Source organism: Bordetella sputigena, assembly GCF_965137885.1.
GTDB classification, from domain to species: domain Bacteria; phylum Pseudomonadota; class Gammaproteobacteria; order Burkholderiales; family Burkholderiaceae_B; genus Bordetella_C; species Bordetella_C sputigena.
This window is the reverse complement of sequence record NZ_CBCSCA010000006.1, coordinates 122,998-142,058: the sequence shown is the minus strand read 5'-3', so window position 1 is coordinate 142,058 and position 19,061 is coordinate 122,998. Positions and strand designations below refer to the sequence as shown.

Annotated in this window: 18 protein-coding genes; 6 read left to right on the top strand and 12 right to left on the bottom strand. The window is 67.4% G+C overall.

Features of this window, described 5'->3' with window-relative positions:
* The first annotated feature begins 12 nt into the window (after nt 1-12).
* Both ACNA0R_RS13550 and ACNA0R_RS13545 read left to right on the top strand, forming a co-directional pair.
* Entirely contained in the window at nt 13-1,050 is a 1,038-nt protein-coding gene (locus ACNA0R_RS13550; RefSeq protein WP_415826755.1) for a glycosyltransferase family 2 protein, read from the top strand.
* A gap of 25 nt (nt 1,051-1,075) precedes the next feature.
* Entirely contained in the window at nt 1,076-2,647 is a 1,572-nt protein-coding gene (locus tag ACNA0R_RS13545; protein WP_415826532.1) for an ArnT family glycosyltransferase, read from the top strand.
* Here ACNA0R_RS13545 and ACNA0R_RS13540 read toward each other — a convergent pair.
* Complete coding sequence (locus tag ACNA0R_RS13540) at nt 2,607-3,002, bottom strand: GtrA family protein (RefSeq protein WP_415826531.1); 396 nt, start codon at nt 3,000-3,002, stop codon at nt 2,607-2,609. The genes ACNA0R_RS13545 and ACNA0R_RS13540 overlap by 41 nt on opposite strands.
* Before the next feature lie 84 nt (nt 3,003-3,086).
* On the opposite strand from ACNA0R_RS13540, the gene ACNA0R_RS13535 reads away from it, so the two are divergent.
* Nucleotides 3,087-3,878 carry a ChbG/HpnK family deacetylase gene (locus tag ACNA0R_RS13535; protein ID WP_415826530.1) on the top strand — a complete coding sequence of 264 codons (792 nt, stop codon included), beginning with the start codon at nt 3,087-3,089 and terminating at the stop codon, nt 3,876-3,878.
* Here ACNA0R_RS13535 and ACNA0R_RS13530 read toward each other — a convergent pair.
* The 5 genes from ACNA0R_RS13530 to ACNA0R_RS13510 form a co-directional block, all read right to left on the bottom strand.
* Nucleotides 3,839-4,489, bottom strand: coding sequence for a GntR family transcriptional regulator (locus tag ACNA0R_RS13530; RefSeq protein WP_415826529.1), 651 nt, complete (start codon nt 4,487-4,489; stop codon nt 3,839-3,841). The genes ACNA0R_RS13535 and ACNA0R_RS13530 overlap by 40 nt on opposite strands.
* Nucleotides 4,486-5,406 (bottom strand): dihydrodipicolinate synthase family protein, encoded by a 921-nt coding sequence (locus ACNA0R_RS13525; protein ID WP_415826528.1) that lies wholly within the window; start codon nt 5,404-5,406, stop codon nt 4,486-4,488. The genes ACNA0R_RS13530 and ACNA0R_RS13525 overlap by 4 nt, the downstream gene beginning before the upstream one ends.
* Before the next feature lie 115 nt (nt 5,407-5,521).
* On the bottom strand, nt 5,522-6,481 hold the full coding sequence (locus tag ACNA0R_RS13520; protein WP_415826527.1) for an alpha/beta hydrolase: 960 nt from the start codon (nt 6,479-6,481) through the stop codon (nt 5,522-5,524).
* Between the two features lie 54 nt (nt 6,482-6,535).
* Nucleotides 6,536-7,171, bottom strand: coding sequence for a LysE family translocator (locus ACNA0R_RS13515; protein WP_415826526.1), 636 nt, complete (start codon nt 7,169-7,171; stop codon nt 6,536-6,538).
* Entirely contained in the window at nt 7,168-8,094 is a 927-nt protein-coding gene (locus tag ACNA0R_RS13510) for a DMT family transporter (RefSeq protein ID WP_415826525.1), read from the bottom strand. Before ACNA0R_RS13510 ends, ACNA0R_RS13515 begins: the two co-directional genes overlap by 4 nt.
* Nucleotides 8,095-8,242: 148 nt before the next feature.
* On the opposite strand from ACNA0R_RS13510, the gene ACNA0R_RS13505 reads away from it, so the two are divergent.
* From ACNA0R_RS13505 to ACNA0R_RS13495, 3 genes are all read left to right on the top strand, one after another.
* On the top strand, nt 8,243-9,664 hold the full coding sequence (locus ACNA0R_RS13505; protein ID WP_415826754.1) for an aminotransferase-like domain-containing protein: 1,422 nt from the start codon (nt 8,243-8,245) through the stop codon (nt 9,662-9,664).
* 60 nt (nt 9,665-9,724) lie between these two features.
* Nucleotides 9,725-10,078 carry a protein tyrosine phosphatase family protein gene (locus ACNA0R_RS13500; RefSeq protein ID WP_415826524.1) on the top strand — a complete coding sequence of 118 codons (354 nt, stop codon included), beginning with the start codon at nt 9,725-9,727 and terminating at the stop codon, nt 10,076-10,078.
* Nucleotides 10,079-10,163: 85 nt separating this feature from the next.
* Nucleotides 10,164-10,628, top strand: coding sequence for a universal stress protein (locus tag ACNA0R_RS13495; RefSeq protein WP_415826523.1), 465 nt, complete (start codon nt 10,164-10,166; stop codon nt 10,626-10,628).
* A gap of 148 nt (nt 10,629-10,776) precedes the next feature.
* Here the strand turns inward: ACNA0R_RS13495 and ACNA0R_RS13490 are convergent, their stop codons facing one another.
* From ACNA0R_RS13490 to ACNA0R_RS13465, 6 genes are all read right to left on the bottom strand, one after another.
* Nucleotides 10,777-12,444, bottom strand: a complete 1,668-nt coding sequence (locus ACNA0R_RS13490) for an OFA family MFS transporter (protein ID WP_415826522.1) — start codon at nt 12,442-12,444, stop codon at nt 10,777-10,779.
* Nucleotides 12,445-12,553: 109 nt separating this feature from the next.
* On the bottom strand, nt 12,554-12,811 hold the full coding sequence (locus ACNA0R_RS13485; RefSeq protein ID WP_415826521.1) for a formate dehydrogenase subunit delta: 258 nt from the start codon (nt 12,809-12,811) through the stop codon (nt 12,554-12,556).
* Nucleotides 12,812-12,826: 15 nt separating this feature from the next.
* A complete protein-coding gene (gene fdhD, locus ACNA0R_RS13480; RefSeq protein WP_415826753.1) occupies nt 12,827-13,690 on the bottom strand; it encodes a formate dehydrogenase accessory sulfurtransferase FdhD in 864 nt (287 codons plus the stop codon).
* 84 nt (nt 13,691-13,774) lie between these two features.
* Nucleotides 13,775-16,639 (bottom strand): formate dehydrogenase subunit alpha, encoded by a 2,865-nt coding sequence (gene fdhF, locus ACNA0R_RS13475; RefSeq protein ID WP_415826520.1) that lies wholly within the window; start codon nt 16,637-16,639, stop codon nt 13,775-13,777.
* A 55-nt stretch (nt 16,640-16,694) separates the two neighbouring features.
* Nucleotides 16,695-18,314 carry a formate dehydrogenase beta subunit gene (locus tag ACNA0R_RS13470; protein ID WP_415826519.1) on the bottom strand — a complete coding sequence of 540 codons (1,620 nt, stop codon included), beginning with the start codon at nt 18,312-18,314 and terminating at the stop codon, nt 16,695-16,697.
* A 71-nt stretch (nt 18,315-18,385) separates the two neighbouring features.
* The gene (locus ACNA0R_RS13465) at nt 18,386-18,940 is read right to left on the bottom strand and encodes a formate dehydrogenase subunit gamma (protein WP_415826518.1); all 555 of its coding nucleotides are present in this window, start codon (nt 18,938-18,940) and stop codon (nt 18,386-18,388) included.
* Nucleotides 18,941-19,061 lie beyond the last annotated feature (121 nt).

Below are 19,061 nucleotides of genomic sequence, written 5' to 3'. Positions count from 1 at the left end.
TGCCACCCTGCGATCGCCATGTACATCGAATCCCGCTCCGAAGCGTTTGCCGCGCGCACGCTCCCCGCCGAATTCCTGCCGCCCAGGCCGGACATCCGCGACATCCGAATTTCCTGCGTTGTGCCCTGCCTGAACGAATGCGACAACCTCAAGGTGCTGTTGCCCGCGCTGATGGCACTGCTGGGCAAGCTGTGCACGTCCTGGGAAGTCATCGTGACCGATGACGGCAGCAGCGACGGTACGGCCGAACTCATGCATAAGTGGGCGGCCATCGACGGCTTCCGCTATGTGCGGCTGTCGCGCAATTTCGGCAAGGAAGCCGCGCTGAGCGCCGGCCTGGAAGCCTCCACCGGCGACGTCGTCATTTCGCTGGACGCGGACATGCAGCATCCGCCCGCCCTCATCCCCGAGATGCTGGCGCGCTGGCGCGCGGGCGCCGACATGGTCTATGCGGTGCGGGAAAACCGCGATGCCGAATCCTGGTTCAAGCGCGTCGGCTCGCGCCTGTTCTACCGCATGCTCAGCGAAGAGCGCGGTGTCGATGTGCCGGCCAACGCCGGCGATTTCCGCCTGATGGACCGCCGCGTGGTGCAGGCGCTCAATGCGCTGCCCGAACGCACGCGCTTCATGAAGGGCCTGTATGCCTGGGTGGGATTCGAGGCCGAGGCGCTGCCCTATACGCCCGACGCGCGGGCGCATGGCGCCAGCCACTACAGCAAGCGCAAGCTGTTCAAGCTGGCCTTCGCCGGCCTGACGGCATTCACCACGTGGCCGCTGCGCCTGGTCAGCATGATGGGCCTGGCGTTTTCGCTGATGTCGTTCGCCTACGGGGTCTACCTGGTGGCGGACTTCCTGATGTACGGCAACGCGGTGTCGGGCTGGACCACCATCGTCGCCGCCCTGATGTTCTTCGCCGGGATCAATCTGCTGTCCCTGGGCGTCGTGGGCGAGTACGTCGGCCGCATCTTCGACGAAGTCAAGGGACGTCCCCTATATGTCGTTCGTGAACAGCGCGGCAGAGTTTTCACTGAAAAGAATAGTTCCCGATAACATGTTGCGTGTGCTCGATACATGGATGCGCCGTCTGGAGGCGCTGTCCAAGGGTTGGCTTTTCCTGCTGACCGGTGTGTGGCTGCTGTGGTTGTCATGGCTGCGGCCGATGACGCTGCCGGATGAAGGCCGCTATGCCGGCATCGCCTGGGAAATGATGCGCAGCGGCGATCGCGTCGTGCCCCTGCTGAACGGCATGCCGTTCTTCCACAAGCCGCCGCTGTACTACTGGCTGGCATCCGCCGCCTTCGATGTGTTCGGGGTGCATCCCTGGGTCGCCCGCCTGCCTTCGTGGCTGGCCGCCTGGGCCGCGGCAATGGCCGTGTATGTCTTCATGCGCCGCTACCGCGGCGCGCGGACGGCGACGATTGCCCTGATGGTACTGGCCACGCAGCCGTTTTTCTTCGGCGCCGCGCAGTTCGCCAATCTGGATATGCTGGTGGCCGGCATGATCACGCTGACCACGGTGGCGGGCGCCGCGACGGTGCTGAACGCCGTGCGCGGCCAGCCCTGGCGTTCCCTGGCCGTGGCGACCGGCGTACTCGCCGCGCTGGGCGTGCTTTCCAAGGGCTTGATCGGCGTGGTGCTGCCGGCCGGCATCCTGTTCATCTGGATCGCCGTGCTGCGGCAATGGCGCGGCCTGGCCGCGCTGCTATGGCCGCCCGCCATCGCCGCCTTCCTGGCGGTGTGCCTGCCCTGGTTCTGGGCCATGCAGCAGGATTTCTCCGGCTTCTTCAACTATTTCTTCATCTACCAGCAATTCGATCGCTTTGCCGAAACCGGCTTCAACAATCGCCAGCCCATCTGGTTCTACCTGCCGGTACTGGCGGGCCTGATCCTGCCCTGGACCTTCTGGCTGGGCGCCGTATTCCGCAAGGCTTTCTGGACGGCGGAACAGGACGACGCGCGCGCCGTGCGGCTGCTGCTGGGCATCTGGATCGTGGTGGTGCTGGCCTTCTTCTCGCTGCCCGCATCCAAGCTGGTGGGTTACGTGCTGCCGACGCTGGCCCCGTTGGCCGGCCTGGTGGCGGAGGTCATCGCCTCCGGCCTGGCGGGCCGCGATGCCGACACCACGCGCCGCGGCTATCGGGCGTGCCAGGCGGTGGCGATCTCGCTTTGCGTCCTGATGACCGTGTTCGTGGCCATCTATTCGTCGCCCACGTCCGCCCCCATGGCGCGGCGCGCGCGCCCCGAATTCAAGGCGGGCGACCAGATCGTCATGCTGCATGCCTATGCCTACGATCTGCCCATGAATATGCGCGACACGCGGCCCGCCTGGGTGGTGGACGACTGGAGCAATCCCGACATCCCGCTGCGGGACAATTGGCGCAAGGAGCTCTATGACGCTGGCCAGTTCCGCCCCGATGTCATGAAAGACACGCTGATTTCGATGCACGAATTGCAGGCCCGCCTTTGCGTGGCGCCGGCCGGCCAGGCGTTCTGGTTCTGGGGCAATCCCGCCGAGGACCAGGAAACCTACCCCGCGTTGCGCGGCGTCGCGCCTTTCGCGGTAAACGGCAAGCGCGCGCTGTGGCGCGTCGTGCCCGACGCGGCGTTCAGGTCGCGCTACTGCGACGGAATGCCCAAAAACGGCTGAAGACGAAGGTCAGCACGGCGATGGCGATCAATACCAATCCGAGCAGGACGTCGTACCGCAGCGTGGTATGGCGCAGCAGCCAGGCGTATGCGGCTTCATTGATCAGGAAGCCCGCCGCCGAAATGCAGAAGAAACGTAGCGCCGCCACGTGCCACGCGCTCGTCTGATGCCGGAAAGTGAGGCGATAATGACCGCTGAACGAAACACCGAACGCCACCAGCCATCCGACCACGTTGGCGGCCAGCGGTGGCGCGCCCAGGCCTTCCACGCAGGCGACGGCGGTTATCCAGTGGGTGGCGGCGGCCGCGCAGCCAACGGCGACGAACCAGCTCAATTGTCGGATCAGGGTCCGCATTCCAAAACTTCCATGGCGATGATGTTGCAAGAGCCCACGCACGCGGGCAGCAGGCGCATTGTCGTATGCGCGGACGATTTTGGCATGAGTGCCGCCATCGACGACGGCATATTGGCGCTGGTGCGCGCCCGCCGCCTGAGCGCGGTCGGTTGCCTGGCGCAGGCGCCTTCTTTCCGCGCCGATGCGGCCAGGCTGCGCGAACTGGACGTCGATGCCGGCCTGCACTTGAATTTCACCGAGACGCTGGGCGCGGCGGGACTATACCTGCCTTTGCCGCGCCTGATCGTCTGCGCGTATGCGCGCCTGTTGAATCGCGGACGCGTGCAGCGCCAGATCGAACGCCAGCTCGATGCCTTCGAATCGGCCATGGGCCGCATGCCGGACTTTGTCGACGGGCATCAGCACGTGCACCAGCTGCCGCAGATACGCGATGCCTTGTTCGAGGTGCTCGCGCGCCGCTATGCCGGCCAAGGCCCTTGGCTGCGCGATACGGCGCCCGGTTGCCTGGACGGCGTGCCGACGCCGCTGCGGCGCAAGGCGCGCATCATCGCGGCCTTGGGCGCCCGGCCCTTCGCGCGCGCGGCGGCGCAAGCCGGGCTGCGCACCAATCGGCGCTTTCTGGGCGTCTACGATTTCCAGGGCGGGGCGCAGGCGTACGACAGCCTGTTCAGGCTCTGGGTGCGCAACGCCGCCGAAGGCGACCTGCTGATGTGCCATCCGGCGCTGCCGTCCGGGGGCAGGCAGGGCATGGATGCGCAGCGCGGCGCGGAATACCAGGTGTTGTCCAATCCGGCGCTGGACGAATGGATGGCGTCGATCGGCGTGCGCGTGGCGCGCTATGCGTCGATGACCTTGCGCGCGAACCCTTCCAGATAATCCATCAGCGTATCGGCGGCGTGCGCGGCGGCGCGCTCGTTGCCGCCGGCGATCGCCTGCGCCATGGCCAGGTGGTGACGCGCGCCTTCCATCACGTCGCCTTCATGCTGGTAGGCATACCAGAAGCGCCGGCATTGGATCAGCAAGGGGATGACCGCGGTGACGGCGGACGTATTGCGGCAGGCCTCGTGGCAGGCATGATCCAGCATCTGGTCGGCGCGCATGTAATCGTCCAGGTTGCCGCCTTCGGCCGCTCGCATCATATGCGCCGCGCAGTCCAGGATCGCGGCGCGCTGCGGCGGGGTCGCGCGCCGCGCCGCGGCCGTGGCGATCAGTTGTTCCAGGGCGCGGCGCGTCTGCAACAGGTCCAGATGGTCGGCGAGCTGCACGTTGGACACGCGCAGCCCGCGTCGCGGCTCCTGCATGATCAGTCCCGCCGAGACCATGCGCAGCAGCGCTTCGCGCAGCGGCGTGCGGCCCAGCCCGGTGCGCTGCACCAGTTCGGCTTCGACCACCGGCGTGCCGGGCTGCAACTGCAGGGTGGCGATCATGCTTTCCACCGCGTCGTAGGCGACGTCGGCGGCGCGGCGTTTGGGCGGCTCGGCGCTCATGCGGGCGGACGCGAGCGGAACTCCTCCGGCCGCTTTTCCAACGCCGCGCCGACGATGGCTTCGACGCGCGCCCGTTCTTCGCCGGCCAGCGGCAGGCGCGGACGGCGCACGAATTCGTTGCCCACGCCGGCCAGGGTTTCGGCCAGCTTGATGTTCTGCACCAGCTTCGTCGATACATCCAGGTGCAGCAGCGGCGTGAACCATTGATAGAGCTTCAGCGCCTGCGCCCACTCCCCCGCCTTCATCAGGTCGTACAGCGCTACGGTTTCGCGGGGGAAGGCGGTGACCAGGCCGGCCAGCAGGCCGTCGGCACCCAGGGCCAGTGCCTCGAACGATAGATCGTCCACGCCGATGAACAGCTGGTAGCGCGTACCCAGCGCATTGCGCAGGTCGGTGATGCGGCGGATGTCGTCGGTGCTTTCCTTGATCGCCGCCAGCCATTCGCAGTCGGCCAGCTGCGCCATATGCTCGGGCTTCAGGTCCACCCGGTATGCCACCGGATTGTTGTAGATCATGCAGGGCTTGCGCGCCGCTTCGGCGATGGCGCGGACGTTCTGCATGGCTTCGCGCGCGTCCGCGACGTAGAGCACGGAAGGCATCACCATGAACCCGTCCACGCCCAGGTCGACGGCCGCCTTGACGTAGCGCAGCGCATCGCGCGTGCTCGTTTCCGAGACATTGGCCAGCACGGGGATGCGGCCGGCGCTGACTTCCACCGCGGTGTGCGCGATAGACAGCTTTTCGTCCATCGACAGCGTGCTGGCCTCGCCCAGCGATCCGCAGGTCACCATGCCGTGCACGCCGTTATCGATCAGGAAGGCGAAATGCCGGCGCATTTCCTCGTGATCCAGCGATTCGTCCTCACGGAACTTGGTGGTGACGGCGGGGAATACCCCTTGCCAGCGCATACGGTTCAAGTCGATCTCCATCGGAAGCGGCGCTTGCCGGCGCCGATGGGGCAGTCTACTGGCTGCTTAATATATTTACAACGTTGGCCGTTCGGCGGGGGGGCGTTTCCCGATTCGCTTCCGCTCAAAGGGGTTCGGGCCCGCCCCGCCGGTTCGATGCACGCGCGTCCAGGGCCGGTTGTTGCGGCATGGGCGTGCCGCGGTATGCGGCCGTGGCGTCGTGCACGAAGGACTCGACCGCCTGGTCGTATACCGGGCCGCTGCGCACGGCGCCGGAATGCGTGGCGCCGTCGATCTTCACCAGCCGCTTGAGATTGGGCGCCACCTTTTGCACGGCGGCGAAAAGCTGGTCGCTCATGGTGTGCGGGACCACGCGGTCTTCGGTGCCGTGCAGGAAGAGCACCGGCGTCGTCATGTCGGCAAGTTTGTCCAGGGAGTCGAAGGGCTGCGTGACCAGCAGGCTGGCGCCCGGCACCCAGCCCCATTTGAGCGTCTGCAGCATGGCGGCGATGCTGGTGAAGCTGGATTCGACGATCAGGCCGGCGATGGGCGGCATGTCCTTGCGCGACGCCAGGTCGATGGCGATGGCGCCGCCCAGGCTGTGGCCGTAGACGAAGCGCCTGGCGGGATCGGGTTGGCGCCTGGCCAGCTCGCGCAGCGCGGCGGCGGCGTCCTGGCCGGCGCTTTCCTCGGACGGCAGCATCTGGGTGGAGTCGCCGAAGCCGCGATAGTCGATGGCCAATACCGAATAACCCAGGCGCGTCCAGCTGGCCATGCGGAAGGCGCTGCCGTTCAGATTCCAGCGGGCGCCATGCAGATACAGCACGGTGGGCGCCTGCCGATCCGGGCTTTGCCAATACCAGGCGCGGACGTGCTGGCCAGGGGCCACCGCCAGGTCGAAAACCCGCGTGCCGGCGGGCGGCTCGCTGAACCAGCGCTGGTCGCCGCGCGCCGGCGAGAAAATGGCCTCGCGCTGCCAGGCGTCAAGTTGCGTGCAGCCGACGACGGCGGCGCTGGCCAGCAGCGCGCACGCGAGCGCGCGCCGCAGGCTGATACGGATGGGCAATCGGCGGGAACCGGGCATGGACGATAGACCTGCCGCCGCCGCGCGGGTTCCCGACGATGAAGGTGGCCGCGACTAGGCGGCCGATCCCATCAGTTCCTGCGCGATCGGGTAGAGCGACAGCACCAGCAGCACCGCCATCGTCAGATTGAAGGCGCGCACGGCGCCCGGCCTGTGCAGCACCCGCCGCAGCGCCGTGCCGAAGGTCACCCATACCCCGATGGCGGGCAGGTTCACGACGCCGCAGACGATGGTCGCCACCACCAGGTTCATGAAGAATCCGGCCTCTGGAATATAGGTGGCCGCCAGGCCCACCACCATGACCCAGGCCTTGGGATTGATCCACTGGAAGGCCGCCGCCTGCAGAAACGTGAACGGCCGCGCCCGCTGCCCGCCTTCACGGATCTCGCCCGCCGTGGCGATTTTCCAGGCCAGGTACAGCAGATAGGCGGCGCCGCCGTACTTCAGCACGGTGTACAGCAGCGGCACGCTGTGGAATAGCGCGCCCAGGCCGGCGCCCACCAGCAGGATCATCAGCGAAAAGCCGATATTCACGCCGAACATATGGGGCAGCGTCCGCCGGAAGCCGAAGTTCAGTCCCGACGATGCCAGCATGATGTTGTTGGGGCCGGGCGTGATGGAGCTGACCAGGGAAAACAAGGCCAGCGGACCCAGCAGGCTGGCGGAAAGCAAGGGGATGGCGTCGGTCATGCTTGGGCCCTCCGCGCCGCCGCGGCGCGCGCGCCGGCGATCACGGCGATGACGGCCAGCGCGAACGCCAGCGTGGCGGGCGTAACGTGTTCGCCGAAGAACAGCGCGGCGGCGCAGACGGTAATGAAGGGCTGCAGCAACTGTATTTGCCCGACCCGCGCGATGCCGCCCCGGGCCAGCCCGTGGTACCAGGCAAAGAATCCCAGGAACATGGAGCCGAAGGACAAATACGCCAGGGCCGCCCACACCGTCGGCGAGGGCGCCGCGGGCGCCTGCGCGGCCAGCCAGGCCACCGGCGCGGCGATGAAGGGCGCGCTGAAGACCAGCGCCCAGCAGATCGTGCGCCAGCCACCCAGGGTACGCGATACGCGCGCGCCTTCGGCATACCCCATGCCGCCCAGCGCGGTCGCGACCAGCAGCCAGAGGTCGCCGGCCCGCGGCGCGCCGCCGCCCTCGCGCAGGGCGAACGCCGCGACCAGCCCGGCACCGGCCATCGCCCACAGCCAGAAGCGCCCCGGCGGCCGCTCGCCGCTGCCCAGGGCGGCGAAGGCCGCGGTCGCCAAAGGCAGCAGGCCGTTGACCACCGCCCCGTGCGCGGACGGCACCGATTGCATGGCCAGCGTGGAGGCCACCGGCCAGCCCACGACCACGCCGAGGGCGGCCAGAATAACGCCGGACATTTCCTCGCGCCGCGGCAGGCGGCTGCGCGTCAGCCACAGCAGCAGCCCGGCCGGCACGGCCGCCACCACGGCGCGTCCCAGGCCGACCAACAGGGGATCGAGTTCCGCGACCGCGATGCGCGACATCGGCAGCGTCAGGCTGAACACCAGGATCCCGACCAGCGCCGCGCCATAACCTTCCCAGCCATGCGGGGCGGTGTTGGAGGATGAGAGGGCGGCGGCGGAAGAGGGCAGGCGCGGCATGGCAAGGCGTCCGTGGATGAGGGAGATGACACTCTACGGACAGTTTCCGGTACAGTACCGATACACTTCACCGGTTCAACGGAATAACTGGCCTGGTCCCTGCTCCATGACACTTTCCGACTCCAACTCCGTTTCCGCCTGGCGCCCGGTGCGCGGCAACGACGTTACGCTGGCGGCGCAACTCGCCGACGACCTCGCGCGCCGCATCGCCGACGAGGGGCTGCGCCCCGGCTCCCGTCTGCCGTCGATCCGCGTCATGGCGCAGCAGGCCGGGGTCAGCCGCTTTACGGTGGTCGAGGCCTATGATCGCCTGGCGGCCAGCGGCCTGGTGCAATCGCGGCGCGGCGCCGGCTTTTTCGTAGCCGCGCGCGATACCGCGCGCGCCGCCGCGGCGGTGCCGGCGGCCGAGGCGACACTGGACACGCCCACGCGCATCGACATTTCATGGCTGCTGCGCAGCATGTTCCGCGAGTCCAGCACGCCCGGCATGCCGGGCGGCGCCGGCCTGCTGCCGCCCGAATGGCTGGATGCCGACATGATCGCCGGCGCCGTGCGCGCCGTGGGGCGCACCGTGCGCGGCAACTTCCTGTCCTACGGCCAGCCCCAGGGCTATCCGGCGCTGCGCCAGCAGATCGCCGCGCTGTTGCAGGGGCTGGGCGTTCCCGCGCATCCCGATCACAATCTTTTGACCACCTGCGGCGTCACCCATGGCCTGGATCTGGTCGCCCGTCTGCTGGTTGGGCCGGGCGATACGGTACTGGTCGAAGACCCGGCATGGTTCGTCATATTCGGCCGCCTGGCCGCCGTCGGCGCGCGCATCATCGGCGTGCCGCGCACGGCGGCCGGCCCGGATATCGAAGTCCTGGAAAAGCTGGCCGCGCAGCATCGGCCCAAGCTTTTCATCATCAATAGCGTGGTCCACAACCCGACCGGACACACCTTGTCCGCCGGCGCGGCCTACGACGTTCTGCGCATCGCCGAACGCTACGACTTCCAGGTGATCGAGGACGACACCTATTCGGAACTGCATCCCGGCAATGCCATGCGGCTGTCGGTGCTGGATCGCCTGAATCGCGTCATCCTGGTCGGCGGCTTTTCCAAGATGCTGGCGCCCAGCCTGCGCGTGGGCTATGTCGCCGCGGCGCCCGCGCTGCTGCAGAAACTGGCGGACCTGAAGATGCTGGCCGGGTTGACCACGCCGGAATTGGGCGAGCGCGTGGTCCATCGCATCCTCGCCGACGGCCAGTTCCGCCGCCATGTGGAGCGGGTGCGGGCCCGCGTGGACGATGCGCGCGAACGCTGCGCGCGCCGCCTGCTCGACCTGGGCCTGCGGATACCGGAGCTGCCCCACGCCGGCATGTTCATCTGGGCCGACTGCGGCCGCGATAGCGAAAGCCTGGCGCGCGCCGCCGCGGAGCGCAATATGCTGTTGGCGCCCGGGTCGCTGTTTTCGCCGTCGCAGGCGCCGACGACCTACATGCGCTTTTCCGCCAGCATGGTGGACAATGCGCCCGCCTGGCAGTTGTTGCGGCAGTTGATGCGCGATGCGCCGGCGGCGCGGTTATCCTAAGGCCCACGCCCACGCCAAGCGCGAGGCCTACCATCAGCCCCACCTTCAAGGAAGAACATCATGTCCGTTCCCATCAATCGCCTGACTCCCGAGTTCGCCGTCGCGCCGCAGCTGTCGCCGGACGATATGGCCGCGGTGGCGGCCGCGGGCTTCAAAAGCGTCATCATCAACCGCCCGGACTATGAAGGCGGTCCGGACCAGCCCACCGCGGCGTCCGTCTCTGAGGCGGCCCTTAATGCCGGCTTGCAGGTCGAGTACCAGCCCGTGGTCAGCGGCGGCATGACGGCGGACGACGTGGCCACCTTCGCGCGCCTGCTCGAAAAACTGCCGCAGCCCGTGCTGGCCTACTGCCGCACCGGCACGCGCTGCACCAATCTTTTTGTTGCGTCGCAACAGTCGGGCGCGCCGCGCTGAGTCCGCGTCCGGGACGGTGCTCTGCCGCGCCAGGCGCTTTTCCGGTAGGATGGTACGCACACACCATCCGTGTAAGGAGCTGGACATGTTCAAAAAAATCCTGATTCCCACCGACGGGTCGCCGCTGTCCGCCCAGGCGGCGAACGCAGGGGTTTGCTTCGCCCGCTCCGTCGGCGCGGAGATCGTCGCCCTGCACGTCACCCAGCCTTTCGCCGCGACCATCGGCTTCGATGGCATGGCGGCCGCCTATGCGATTACCGACGAAGACTACGAGAAAGCGTCCGCGGAGCAATCCAAGCGCTACCTGAAGGCGGTCCTGGACCGCGCCGAGACCGCTAACGTCAAGGCCACCTCGCGCGCCATTTCGAACTTCAACGTCGCCGACGGCATCGTGCATGCCGCCCAGGAAAACGGCTGCGATCTGATCTTCATCGGCAGCCACGGCCGCAGCGGCCTGTCGCGCCTGCTGCTGGGCAGCGTCACGGCCAAGGTGCTGTCGCTGGCCCATGTGGCGGTGCTGGTGTATCGGGTCAAGGAAGAAAAAGCCTGATCCCGGCGCCGCCTGGTGCCGCACGGCGTCGCCGTGCATGAAAAAACCGCCGCTTCCCGTTGGGCAAGCGGCGGTTTTTTTGGGGATTGTCCGGCTCCGCGGCTGGCGCGATAACCGGTCAGCGATAACCGGCCGGGAGCACGGCGGGCTAGCGGAACAACACCACCGCCTGCTGCAGCGTGACCCAGATGCCCCAGGCCAGCGGGATGCCCACGCAGGCCCAGCCGAAGGCGATCGCTGCCTTGGGCGTCCTGAACGTCGATGCCGATTCGCCATGCACCGCGCTGGCGGCCGCGCGTTCGTGCGCGAGCATCTTTTCGCGCGCCAGTTCTTCGTCGGTCATGAAGTGCTTGGGATTGACCGGGCGGATGGCCAGGTTGCACAGCAGGCCGATCACCAGCAGGCCGGCCAGGATGTACATGGTGATGTCGTAGACCTGGGCGCGCGGCACGCCGATGGACAGCTGGTATTCGCGCACATAGCTGATCAGCACCGGCCCGAAAATGCCGGCCGCCGACCACGCGGTCAATACCCGCCCATGGATCGCCCCCACCATCTGCGTGCCGAACAGGTCCGCCAGGTAGGCGGGCACGGTGGCGAAGCCGCCGCCGTACATCGACAGGATGATGCAGAAGGCGCCGACGAAGAGCGCGAGATGGCCGGCGTGCGCGGACCACGGCACCGACGCATACAGCACGACGCCCAGCACGAAGAACGTAAGGTACGTCATCTTGCGGCCCAGTTTGTCCGACAGGCTGGCCCAGACGAAACGGCCGCCGATGTTGAACAGACTGAGCAGGCCGGTGAAACCGGCGGCGATCGTGGCGATCGCGGCCAGTTGCTCCTTGTTCAATTGCGAGAATGTCAGCGCGTCCTGGCCGATCAGCTTGCCGGCGAACACTTCCTGCAGCAGCGGCGACGCCATGCCCAGGATGCCGATGCCGGCCGTCACGTTCAGGCACAGCACCCACCACACCAGCCAGAACTGCGGCACGCCCCAGATCTTCTTCACATGCACATGGCCGTGCGTGATCATGGCGTTATTGGTCTGCGCGACCGGCGGCGTCCAGCCGGCCGGCTTCCAGTTGCTGGCGGGCACGCGATAGGACAGGGCGCCGGCCACCATGAAGACCGCGTAGATCACCGCCAGCGTCAGGAAGGCCTCCCACACGCCGGGCGACGCGGGCGTCGCGTAGTGGCGCATCAGCAGATTGGCCAGCGGCGCGCCCACCATGGCGCCGCCGCCGAAGCCCATGATGGCCATGCCGGTCGCCATGCCGCGCCGGTCGGGGAACCATTTGATCAAGGTGCTGACCGGCGAGATATAGCCCAATCCCAGGCCGACGCCGCCGATCACGCCGGAGCCTGCCCACAGCATCCACAACTGGTGCATATAAATGCCCAGCGCCGATATCACCAGGCCGCCGCACCAGCATGTGGCCGACACGATGCCGGCCTTGCGCGGGCCGGCGCGTTCCAGCCAACCGCCCCATACGGCCGCCGAACATCCCAGCAGGACGAAGAACAGGATATAGGTCACCGTCATGCTGGAGATGCGCCAATCGCAGCTGGTGGTGAACAGTTCCTCGAACAGACTCATGCCGGCCGGGCAGGCCAGCGCGGTGGTGCCGCCCAGCGCCTTGGAAAGCGGCAGCCAGAATACGGAAAAGCCGTAGGCCATGCCGATGCAAAGATGGATGGCCAGGGCCGCCGGCGGCACCAGCCAGCGGCTGAAGCCCGGTCCCGCGATGGTTCTTTCCTTGTCCAAAAAGCCGGGTTTGCCGGCCGGAATGTCCAGCGTGGTCGCTGTGCTCATGTCTTCTCCCAGGTCTTTGGTTTTGCGGCAGGCCGAGCGGGATCGCCGCGCGGCTGCCGGTTTTTCTGCTTCGTTTTTTTGCTTCGATTTGCTGCGTCGTTCCGCGGCTTCAATGCGCCGCTTTTTTAGGTGTCAGGCGTTCACGGTTCAGGGTCACGGCTTCCCGCACGATGGGGCTTAGCGTGACGTCCTCGGCGACGCCGTCGGGATGGCGTTGCAGGAAAGCCAGCAGCTCCGTCCGCATGCGTGGTTCCCAGAATTTCTGTATGTGATTGGCGACACCTTCGATCGCCTCCGGGCGGTCGGGCATGGCGTCGAAAAAGTCGCCGATGCGGTTGGCCATGCGGATCAGATTCGCGCTTTCCATTCTTTGCTCCAGTCTTCAGGCGGAGATGCGTTCTTCGTGCGCGTACAGCGTCGTGTCGTCATCCCGCATGAAGCCCAGCAGGGCGATATTCAGGCGGTCTGCCAGCCGGCGCGCCAGGGCGGTGGGCGCCGATACCGCGGCCAGGACACCGACACCGGCGGCGGCCGTTTTCTGCACCATTTCAAAACTTGCGCGGCTGGAGACGACGATCATGCCCAAGGCCGCCGCCGGGGCGCCCTCCGGTCGCCGCGCCAGCGCGCCTATCAGCTTGTCCAGCGCGTTGTGGCGGCCCACGTCCTCGCGGACCAAGGCAAGCGCGCCATCGGCATCGGCCCAGGCGGCCGCGTGCGTGGCGCCGGTGAGCGCATGCAGTGCCTGGCATTCGCGCATCGCGCGCATGGCGTCCAGCACTGCGCGCGCGGCGATCGGCGGGCCGGACGGCACCGGCGGGATGTCGCGCAGCACTTCCGGCAGCGTCTCCACGCCGCACAGGCCGCAGCCCGTGCGTCCCGACAGGGCGCGGCGCCTTTCCTTGAGCCGGGCCGCGCAGGCGCTGGCTATGGTCAGTTCCAATACGACGCCGTCCTCGCTGATGCGCGCCTCGATGTCGCGCACGTCGCGCGCGTCGTCGATGATGCCTTCCGTCAGGGAGAAGCCGATGGCGAAGTCTTCCAGGTCCGCCGGCGTGGCCAGCATGGTGGCGTGGCTGATGCCGTTGTATTCGAGGGCGATGGGCGTTTCTTCCGCCAGTACGTCGTCGTCGAAACGCGGCTCCGCCACGCCGTTCCGGATGCGCAGCACGCGCGCCCGCGTCGAGGCTGGCGGCAGATCGCCGCCTGCTGGCGCCGCGGCCGATACCGCGTCGCCGGGCGTCGGCATGTCGGGGCGGGCGGGAAAAGTCTCTGTCGTCATATCGCTGGTGCGGGGCCTCATGCGCGGGACGGCACGGTCTGGGCGTCAGCGCTACTTGCCCGCCGCCGCCGGTTCACGCTCCGCCAGCAGCTTCTGCTGGATGTCGCTGAAGCGGCTCCATTGACGCTGCCATTCCGACGGCTGCGACACCCGCATCACCTGCACGGCCGTGACCTTGTATTCGGGGCAGTTGGTCGCCCAGTCGGAATTGTCCGTCGTCACTACGTTGGCGCCCGATTCCGGAAAATGGAAGGTGGTGTATACCACGCCCGGCTGCACGCGATCGGTCAGCACGGCACGCAGCACCGTTTCGCCCGAGCGGCTTTGCACGCCCACCCAATCCCCATCGGATACGCCGCGGTCCTCGGCGTCCTGCGGATGCATCTCCAGCACGTCCTCCGCATGCCACACGACGTTGGGCGTGCGGCGCGTCTGCGCGCCCACGTTGTACTGCGACAGAATGCGGCCGGTGGTCAGTAGCAGCGGGAATTTGCGCGTGCTGCGTTCTTCGGTGGGTACGTATTGCGTGATGATGAACTTGCCCTTGCCGCGCACGAACTCGTCGATGTGCATGATGGGCGTGCCTTCCGGCGCCTCATCGTTGCAGGGCCATTGCACGCTGCCCAGGCGGTCCAGTTTCTCGTAGGTCACGCCGGAGAAGGTAGGCGTCAGGCGCGCGATCTCTTCCATGATTTCGCGGGGGTGGCGATAGTTCATGGGATAGCCCATCGCATTGGACAGGGCCATCGTCACTTCCCAATCGCCCATGCCGTTGCGCGGCTCCATGACCTTGCGCACGCGCGAGATGCGCCGTTCCGCGTTGGTGAAGGTGCCGTCCTTTTCCAGGAAGGACGAGCCCGGCAGGAAGACGTGCGCGTACTTGGCGGTTTCGTTCAGGAACAGGTCCTGCACCACGATGCACTCCATCGCCGCCAGGGCGGCCGCCACGTGCTGCGTGTTGGGGTCGGACTGCACGATGTCCTCGCCCTGGCAGTACAGGCCCTTGAAGGTGCCGGACAGCGCGGCTTCGAACATATTGGGGATGCGCAGGCCGGGTTCCGGCTGCAGCGTCACGCCCCAGGCGCGCTCGAATTCGCCGCGCACCACGTCGTCGGAAATATGGCGATAGCCCGGCAGTTCGTGCGGGAAGGACCCCATGTCGCAGGAGCCCTGCACATTGTTCTGGCCGCGCAGCGGGTTCACGCCCACGCCTTCGCGGCCGATATTGCCGGTGGCCATGGCCAGGTTGGCGATGCCCATGACCGTGGTCGAGCCCTGGCTGTGCTCGGTCACGCCCAGGCCGTAGTAGATCGCCGCATTGCCGCCGGTGGCGTACAGGCGCGCGGCGCCGCGCACGGCGGCCGCCGGCACGCCGGTGACGGCTTCCATGGCTTCGGGCGAGTTCTCCGGCCGCGATACGAACTCGCGCCATTGCTGGAAGGCCTTGGTTTCGCAGCGTTCGGCGACGAAGGCTTCATTGATCAGGCCTTCGGTGGCGATCACGTGGGCCAGCGACGACAGCAGCGCCACATTGGTGCCCGGCCGCACCTGCAGGTGATAGTCCGCCTTGATGTGCGGCGAGCTGACCAGTTCGATGCGGCGCGGATCGATGACGATCAGGCGCGCGCCCTGGCGCAGGCGGCGTTTCAGGCGCGAGGCGAAGACCGGGTGGCCGCTGCTGGGGTTCGCCCCCATCACCACCACGACGTCGGAGAACATCACCGAATCGAAAGTCTGCGTGCCGGCCGATTCGCCCAGGGTCTGCTTCAGGCCATAGCCGGTGGGCGAATGGCACACGCGGGCGCAGGTGTCGACGTTGTTGGTGCCGAAGGCGGCGCGCACCAGCTTCTGCACCAGCCAGGTTTCCTCGTTGGTGCAGCGCGAGGACGTGATGCCGCCGATGGCGTCGCGGCCATGCCGGGCCTGCAGCCGCTTGAATTCGGACGCCGCATACGAGATTGCCTCGTCCCAGGACACTTCGCGCCACGGGTCGGTGATGCTCTTGCGGATCATGGGCTTGGTGACGCGTTCCTTGTGCGTCGTGTAGCCCCAGGCAAAGCGGCCCTTCACGCAGGAGTGGCCGCGGTTGGCCTGGCCGTCCTTCCACGGCACCATGCGGACGACTTCCTGGCCTTTCATTTCAGCCTTGAAGCCGCAGCCCACGCCGCAATAGGCGCAGGTGGTGATCACCGAGTGCTCGGCCTGGCCCATCATGATGACGGTCTTTTCTTCCAGCGTCGCGGTGGGGCAGGCCTGCACGCAGGCGCCGCACGAAACGCATTCGCTGTCCAGGAACGGCTGGTCCTGGCCGGCGGAAACGCGCGAGCCGAAGCCCTTGCCGGAAATCGTCAGCGCGAAGGTTCCCTGGGTTTCCTCGCAGGCCCGCACGCAGCGGTTGCAGACGATGCACTTGGACGGGTCGTAGGTGAAATACGGGTTCGATTCGTCCTTGGCGTCATTCAGGTGATTGGCGCCCTGGTAGCCGTAGCGCACGTTGCGCAGGCCGACCACGCCGGCCATGTCCTGCAGTTCGCAATCGCCATTGCTGGGACAGGTCAGGCAGTCCAGCGGATGGTCGGAGATATACAGCTCCATCACGCCGCGGCGCAGGTCGTGCAGCTTGGGCGTTTCGGTGCGCACCACCATGCCTTCTTCGACCGGCGTGGTGCAGGAAGCCGGATAGCCGCGGCGGCCGTCGATTTCCACCACGCACAGGCGGCAGGAGCCGAAGGCTTCCAGGCTGTCGGTGGCGCAAAGCTTGGGGATGTTGATGCCGGCTTCCGCCGCGGCGCGCATCACCGAGGTGCCGGCCGGCACGCGGATTTCCTGGCCGTCGATGGTCAGGCTGACCTGCTTTTCGGATACGCGCGCCGGCGTGCCGTAGTCCCGGTCTCGTTTGATGACGGTTTCCAACATGGTGGAGTCTCCAATCTTTCTTCACCGGCCCTGGGTGGTCCCCGGCCCGCGAAAGTCAAAGGTGCGGCGGACGGGCGCCGGTGTCGACGGCGGCCAGGCCGGCGGGATCCGGGGCTTGCGGTGAAAGACCGAAATCCTGGGGGAAATGGTCGAGCGCGGACATCACGGGATACGGCGCCATGCCGCCCAGCGCGCACAGCGAGCCGCCCAGCATGGTGTCGCACAGGTCGCGCAGCAGATGCACCTGCTGGGCGTGATCCGCGCCGCGCGCCGCGATGCGATCTATGGTTTCCACGCCGCGCGTCGAACCGATGCGACAGGGCGTGCACTTGCCGCAGGATTCGATGGCGCAGAATTCCATGGCGTAGCGCGCCATCGATTGCATGTCGACCGTGTCGTCGAAAGCCACCACGCCGCCGTGGCCGATCATGGCCGAAATCCTGACGTAGGCTTCGTAGTCCAGCGGCACGTCCCACTGCGATTCCGGCAGATAGGCGCCCAGCGGGCCGCCCACCTGCACCGCGCGCAGCGGCCGGCCGGAAGCGCTGCCGCCGCCGAAGTCGTAGAGCAGTTCACGCAGCGTCAGGCCGAAAGCCTTTTCCACCAGGCCGCCTTGCTTCAGGTTGCCGGCCAGCTGGAAGGGCAGGGTGCCTTGCGAGCGCCCCACGCCGAAATCGCGGTAATAGGCGGCGCCGCGCGCCAGGATGATGGGCACCGTCGCCAGCGAAATCGCGTTGTTGATGACGGTGGGCTTGCCGAACAGGCCGGAGATCGCCGGCAGCGGCGGCTTGGCGCGCACCACGCCGCGCTTGCCTTCCAGGCTTTCCAGCAGGGAAGTTTCTTCGCCGCAGATGTAGGCGCCGGCGCCTTTGCGGACTTCCAGATCGAAGCGCGTGCCGCTGCCCAGGAGGTCGCCGCCGAGCCAGCCGGCGGCGCGCGCCCGCGCGATGGCCGCTTCCAGCGCGGCGATCGCGTGCGGATATTCCGAACGGACGTAGATGTAGCCCTGTGTCGCGCCGACGGCGATGCCGGCGATGGCCATGCCTTCGATCAGCACATAGGGATCGCCTTCCATCAGCAGACGGTCGGAGAAGGTGCCGGAATCGCCTTCGTCGGCGTTGCAGACGATGTACTTCTGATCGGCCGGCGTGGTCAGCACCGTTTTCCACTTGATGCCGGTGGGAAAGGCCGCGCCGCCGCGGCCGCGCAGGCCCGACTGCTGCACTTCATCGACGACCTGCTCCGGCGCCATGTTCAGCGCGCGCCGCAGGCCTTGCAGGCCGCCGTGCGCCTGGTAATCGTCCAGGCTGAGCGGGTCCGTGATGCCGCAGCGGGCGAAGGTCAGGCGTTCCTGGTTTTTCAGATAGGGGATGTCTTCCGTCAGGCCGTGGGCCAGCGGGTGGACGGCGCTGCCGGGCTGCGCCTGCAGCCAGCCGGCATCGAACAGCGCGGCAACATCCTCGTCCTGGACGGGGCCATAGGCCATGCGGCCGGCCGGCGTCGCGACTTCGACCAGCGGCTCCAGCCACAGCAGGCCACGCGAGCCGTTGCGCACGATGCGCACGGCCTGCCCGCGGCGCGCGGCCTCGGCTTCGATAGCCCGAACGACGTCATCCGCGCCCACCGCCAGCGCCGCGGCGTCGCGTGGGACGTAGAGGGTGACAAGCGTGCTCATTGGTATGCCCTCCTGTCGCTGCGCGACTCCCTCCCCAAGGGAGGATTCGCGCTTGGGGCGGCCCGGCGCGCTCATGCCCCCTCCTTGACATAGCCAAGGATGGTGTCGAAGCGCTTGGGCGTGAGGCGGGCATAGGGCACGCCGTCGATCAGCATGGCGGGCGATTGCGCGCACAGGCCCAGGCAGTAGACCGGTTCGAGCGTGAACGCGCCGTCGGGGCTGGTGGCGTGGAAATCGCAGCCCAGCTTCTTGCGCGCATGGGCGGCGATCTGTTCGCCGCCCATGGCCTGACAGGACTCCGCGCGGCAGACTTCGACGACGTGGCGTCCCGGCGGCGTCTGGCGGAAATGCGGATAGAAGGTGATCACGCCATGCACTTCGGCCCGCGACAGGTTCAGGGCCTCGGCGATGGGTTGCACGGCTTCGGGCGGGATACAGCCCAGTTCATGCTGCACCGCGTGCAGTATGGGCATCAGGGCCCCCGGCACGCCCTGGTGCGCCTGGATGGCGCGCGCGGCCGCGGCGACGGCGGGATGGGCGGATAGCGCGGCGGCCTGGCTGGCGAGATCGCCCCCGCGGGCGCCCGCATTGGATGCCAGGTCGGCCCTGGCTTGACCTTCTCGCATGGAGACGGACTCCTGTCACATCGATTTCTGGCGGCGCCGGTATCTCTAATATGTGTTTTGGAACATAATAAGAGGCGCCGTTGTCTCTAAGACAGGACTGTATCGCCGGCAGCTGCGCGTT

Bases quoted from the DNA above. Each gene is read 5' to 3' on its own strand.
- ACNA0R_RS13545 (WP_415826532.1), top strand. From the start codon at position 1,076: ATGCGCCGTCTGGAGGCGCTGTCCAAGGGTTGGCTTTTCCTGCTGACC.
- ACNA0R_RS13540 (WP_415826531.1), bottom strand. From the start codon at position 3,002: ATGCGGACCCTGATCCGACAATTGAGCTGGTTCGTCGCCGTTGGCTGC.
- ACNA0R_RS13535 (WP_415826530.1), top strand. From the start codon at position 3,087: ATGAGTGCCGCCATCGACGACGGCATATTGGCGCTGGTGCGCGCCCGC.
- ACNA0R_RS13530 (WP_415826529.1), bottom strand. From the start codon at position 4,489: ATGAGCGCCGAGCCGCCCAAACGCCGCGCCGCCGACGTCGCCTACGAC.
- ACNA0R_RS13520 (WP_415826527.1), bottom strand. From the start codon at position 6,481: ATGCCCGGTTCCCGCCGATTGCCCATCCGTATCAGCCTGCGGCGCGCG.
- ACNA0R_RS13515 (WP_415826526.1), bottom strand. From the start codon at position 7,171: ATGACCGACGCCATCCCCTTGCTTTCCGCCAGCCTGCTGGGTCCGCTG.
- ACNA0R_RS13510 (WP_415826525.1), bottom strand. From the start codon at position 8,094: ATGCCGCGCCTGCCCTCTTCCGCCGCCGCCCTCTCATCCTCCAACACC.
- ACNA0R_RS13500 (WP_415826524.1), top strand. From the start codon at position 9,725: ATGTCCGTTCCCATCAATCGCCTGACTCCCGAGTTCGCCGTCGCGCCG.
- ACNA0R_RS13495 (WP_415826523.1), top strand. From the start codon at position 10,164: ATGTTCAAAAAAATCCTGATTCCCACCGACGGGTCGCCGCTGTCCGCC.
- ACNA0R_RS13490 (WP_415826522.1), bottom strand. From the start codon at position 12,444: ATGAGCACAGCGACCACGCTGGACATTCCGGCCGGCAAACCCGGCTTT.
- ACNA0R_RS13485 (WP_415826521.1), bottom strand. From the start codon at position 12,811: ATGGAAAGCGCGAATCTGATCCGCATGGCCAACCGCATCGGCGACTTT.
- fdhD (WP_415826753.1), bottom strand. From the start codon at position 13,690: ATGCCGACGCCCGGCGACGCGGTATCGGCCGCGGCGCCAGCAGGCGGC.
- fdhF (WP_415826520.1), bottom strand. From the start codon at position 16,639: ATGTTGGAAACCGTCATCAAACGAGACCGGGACTACGGCACGCCGGCG.
- ACNA0R_RS13470 (WP_415826519.1), bottom strand. From the start codon at position 18,314: ATGAGCACGCTTGTCACCCTCTACGTCCCACGCGACGCCGCGGCGCTG.
- ACNA0R_RS13465 (WP_415826518.1), bottom strand. From the start codon at position 18,940: ATGCGAGAAGGTCAAGCCAGGGCCGACCTGGCATCCAATGCGGGCGCC.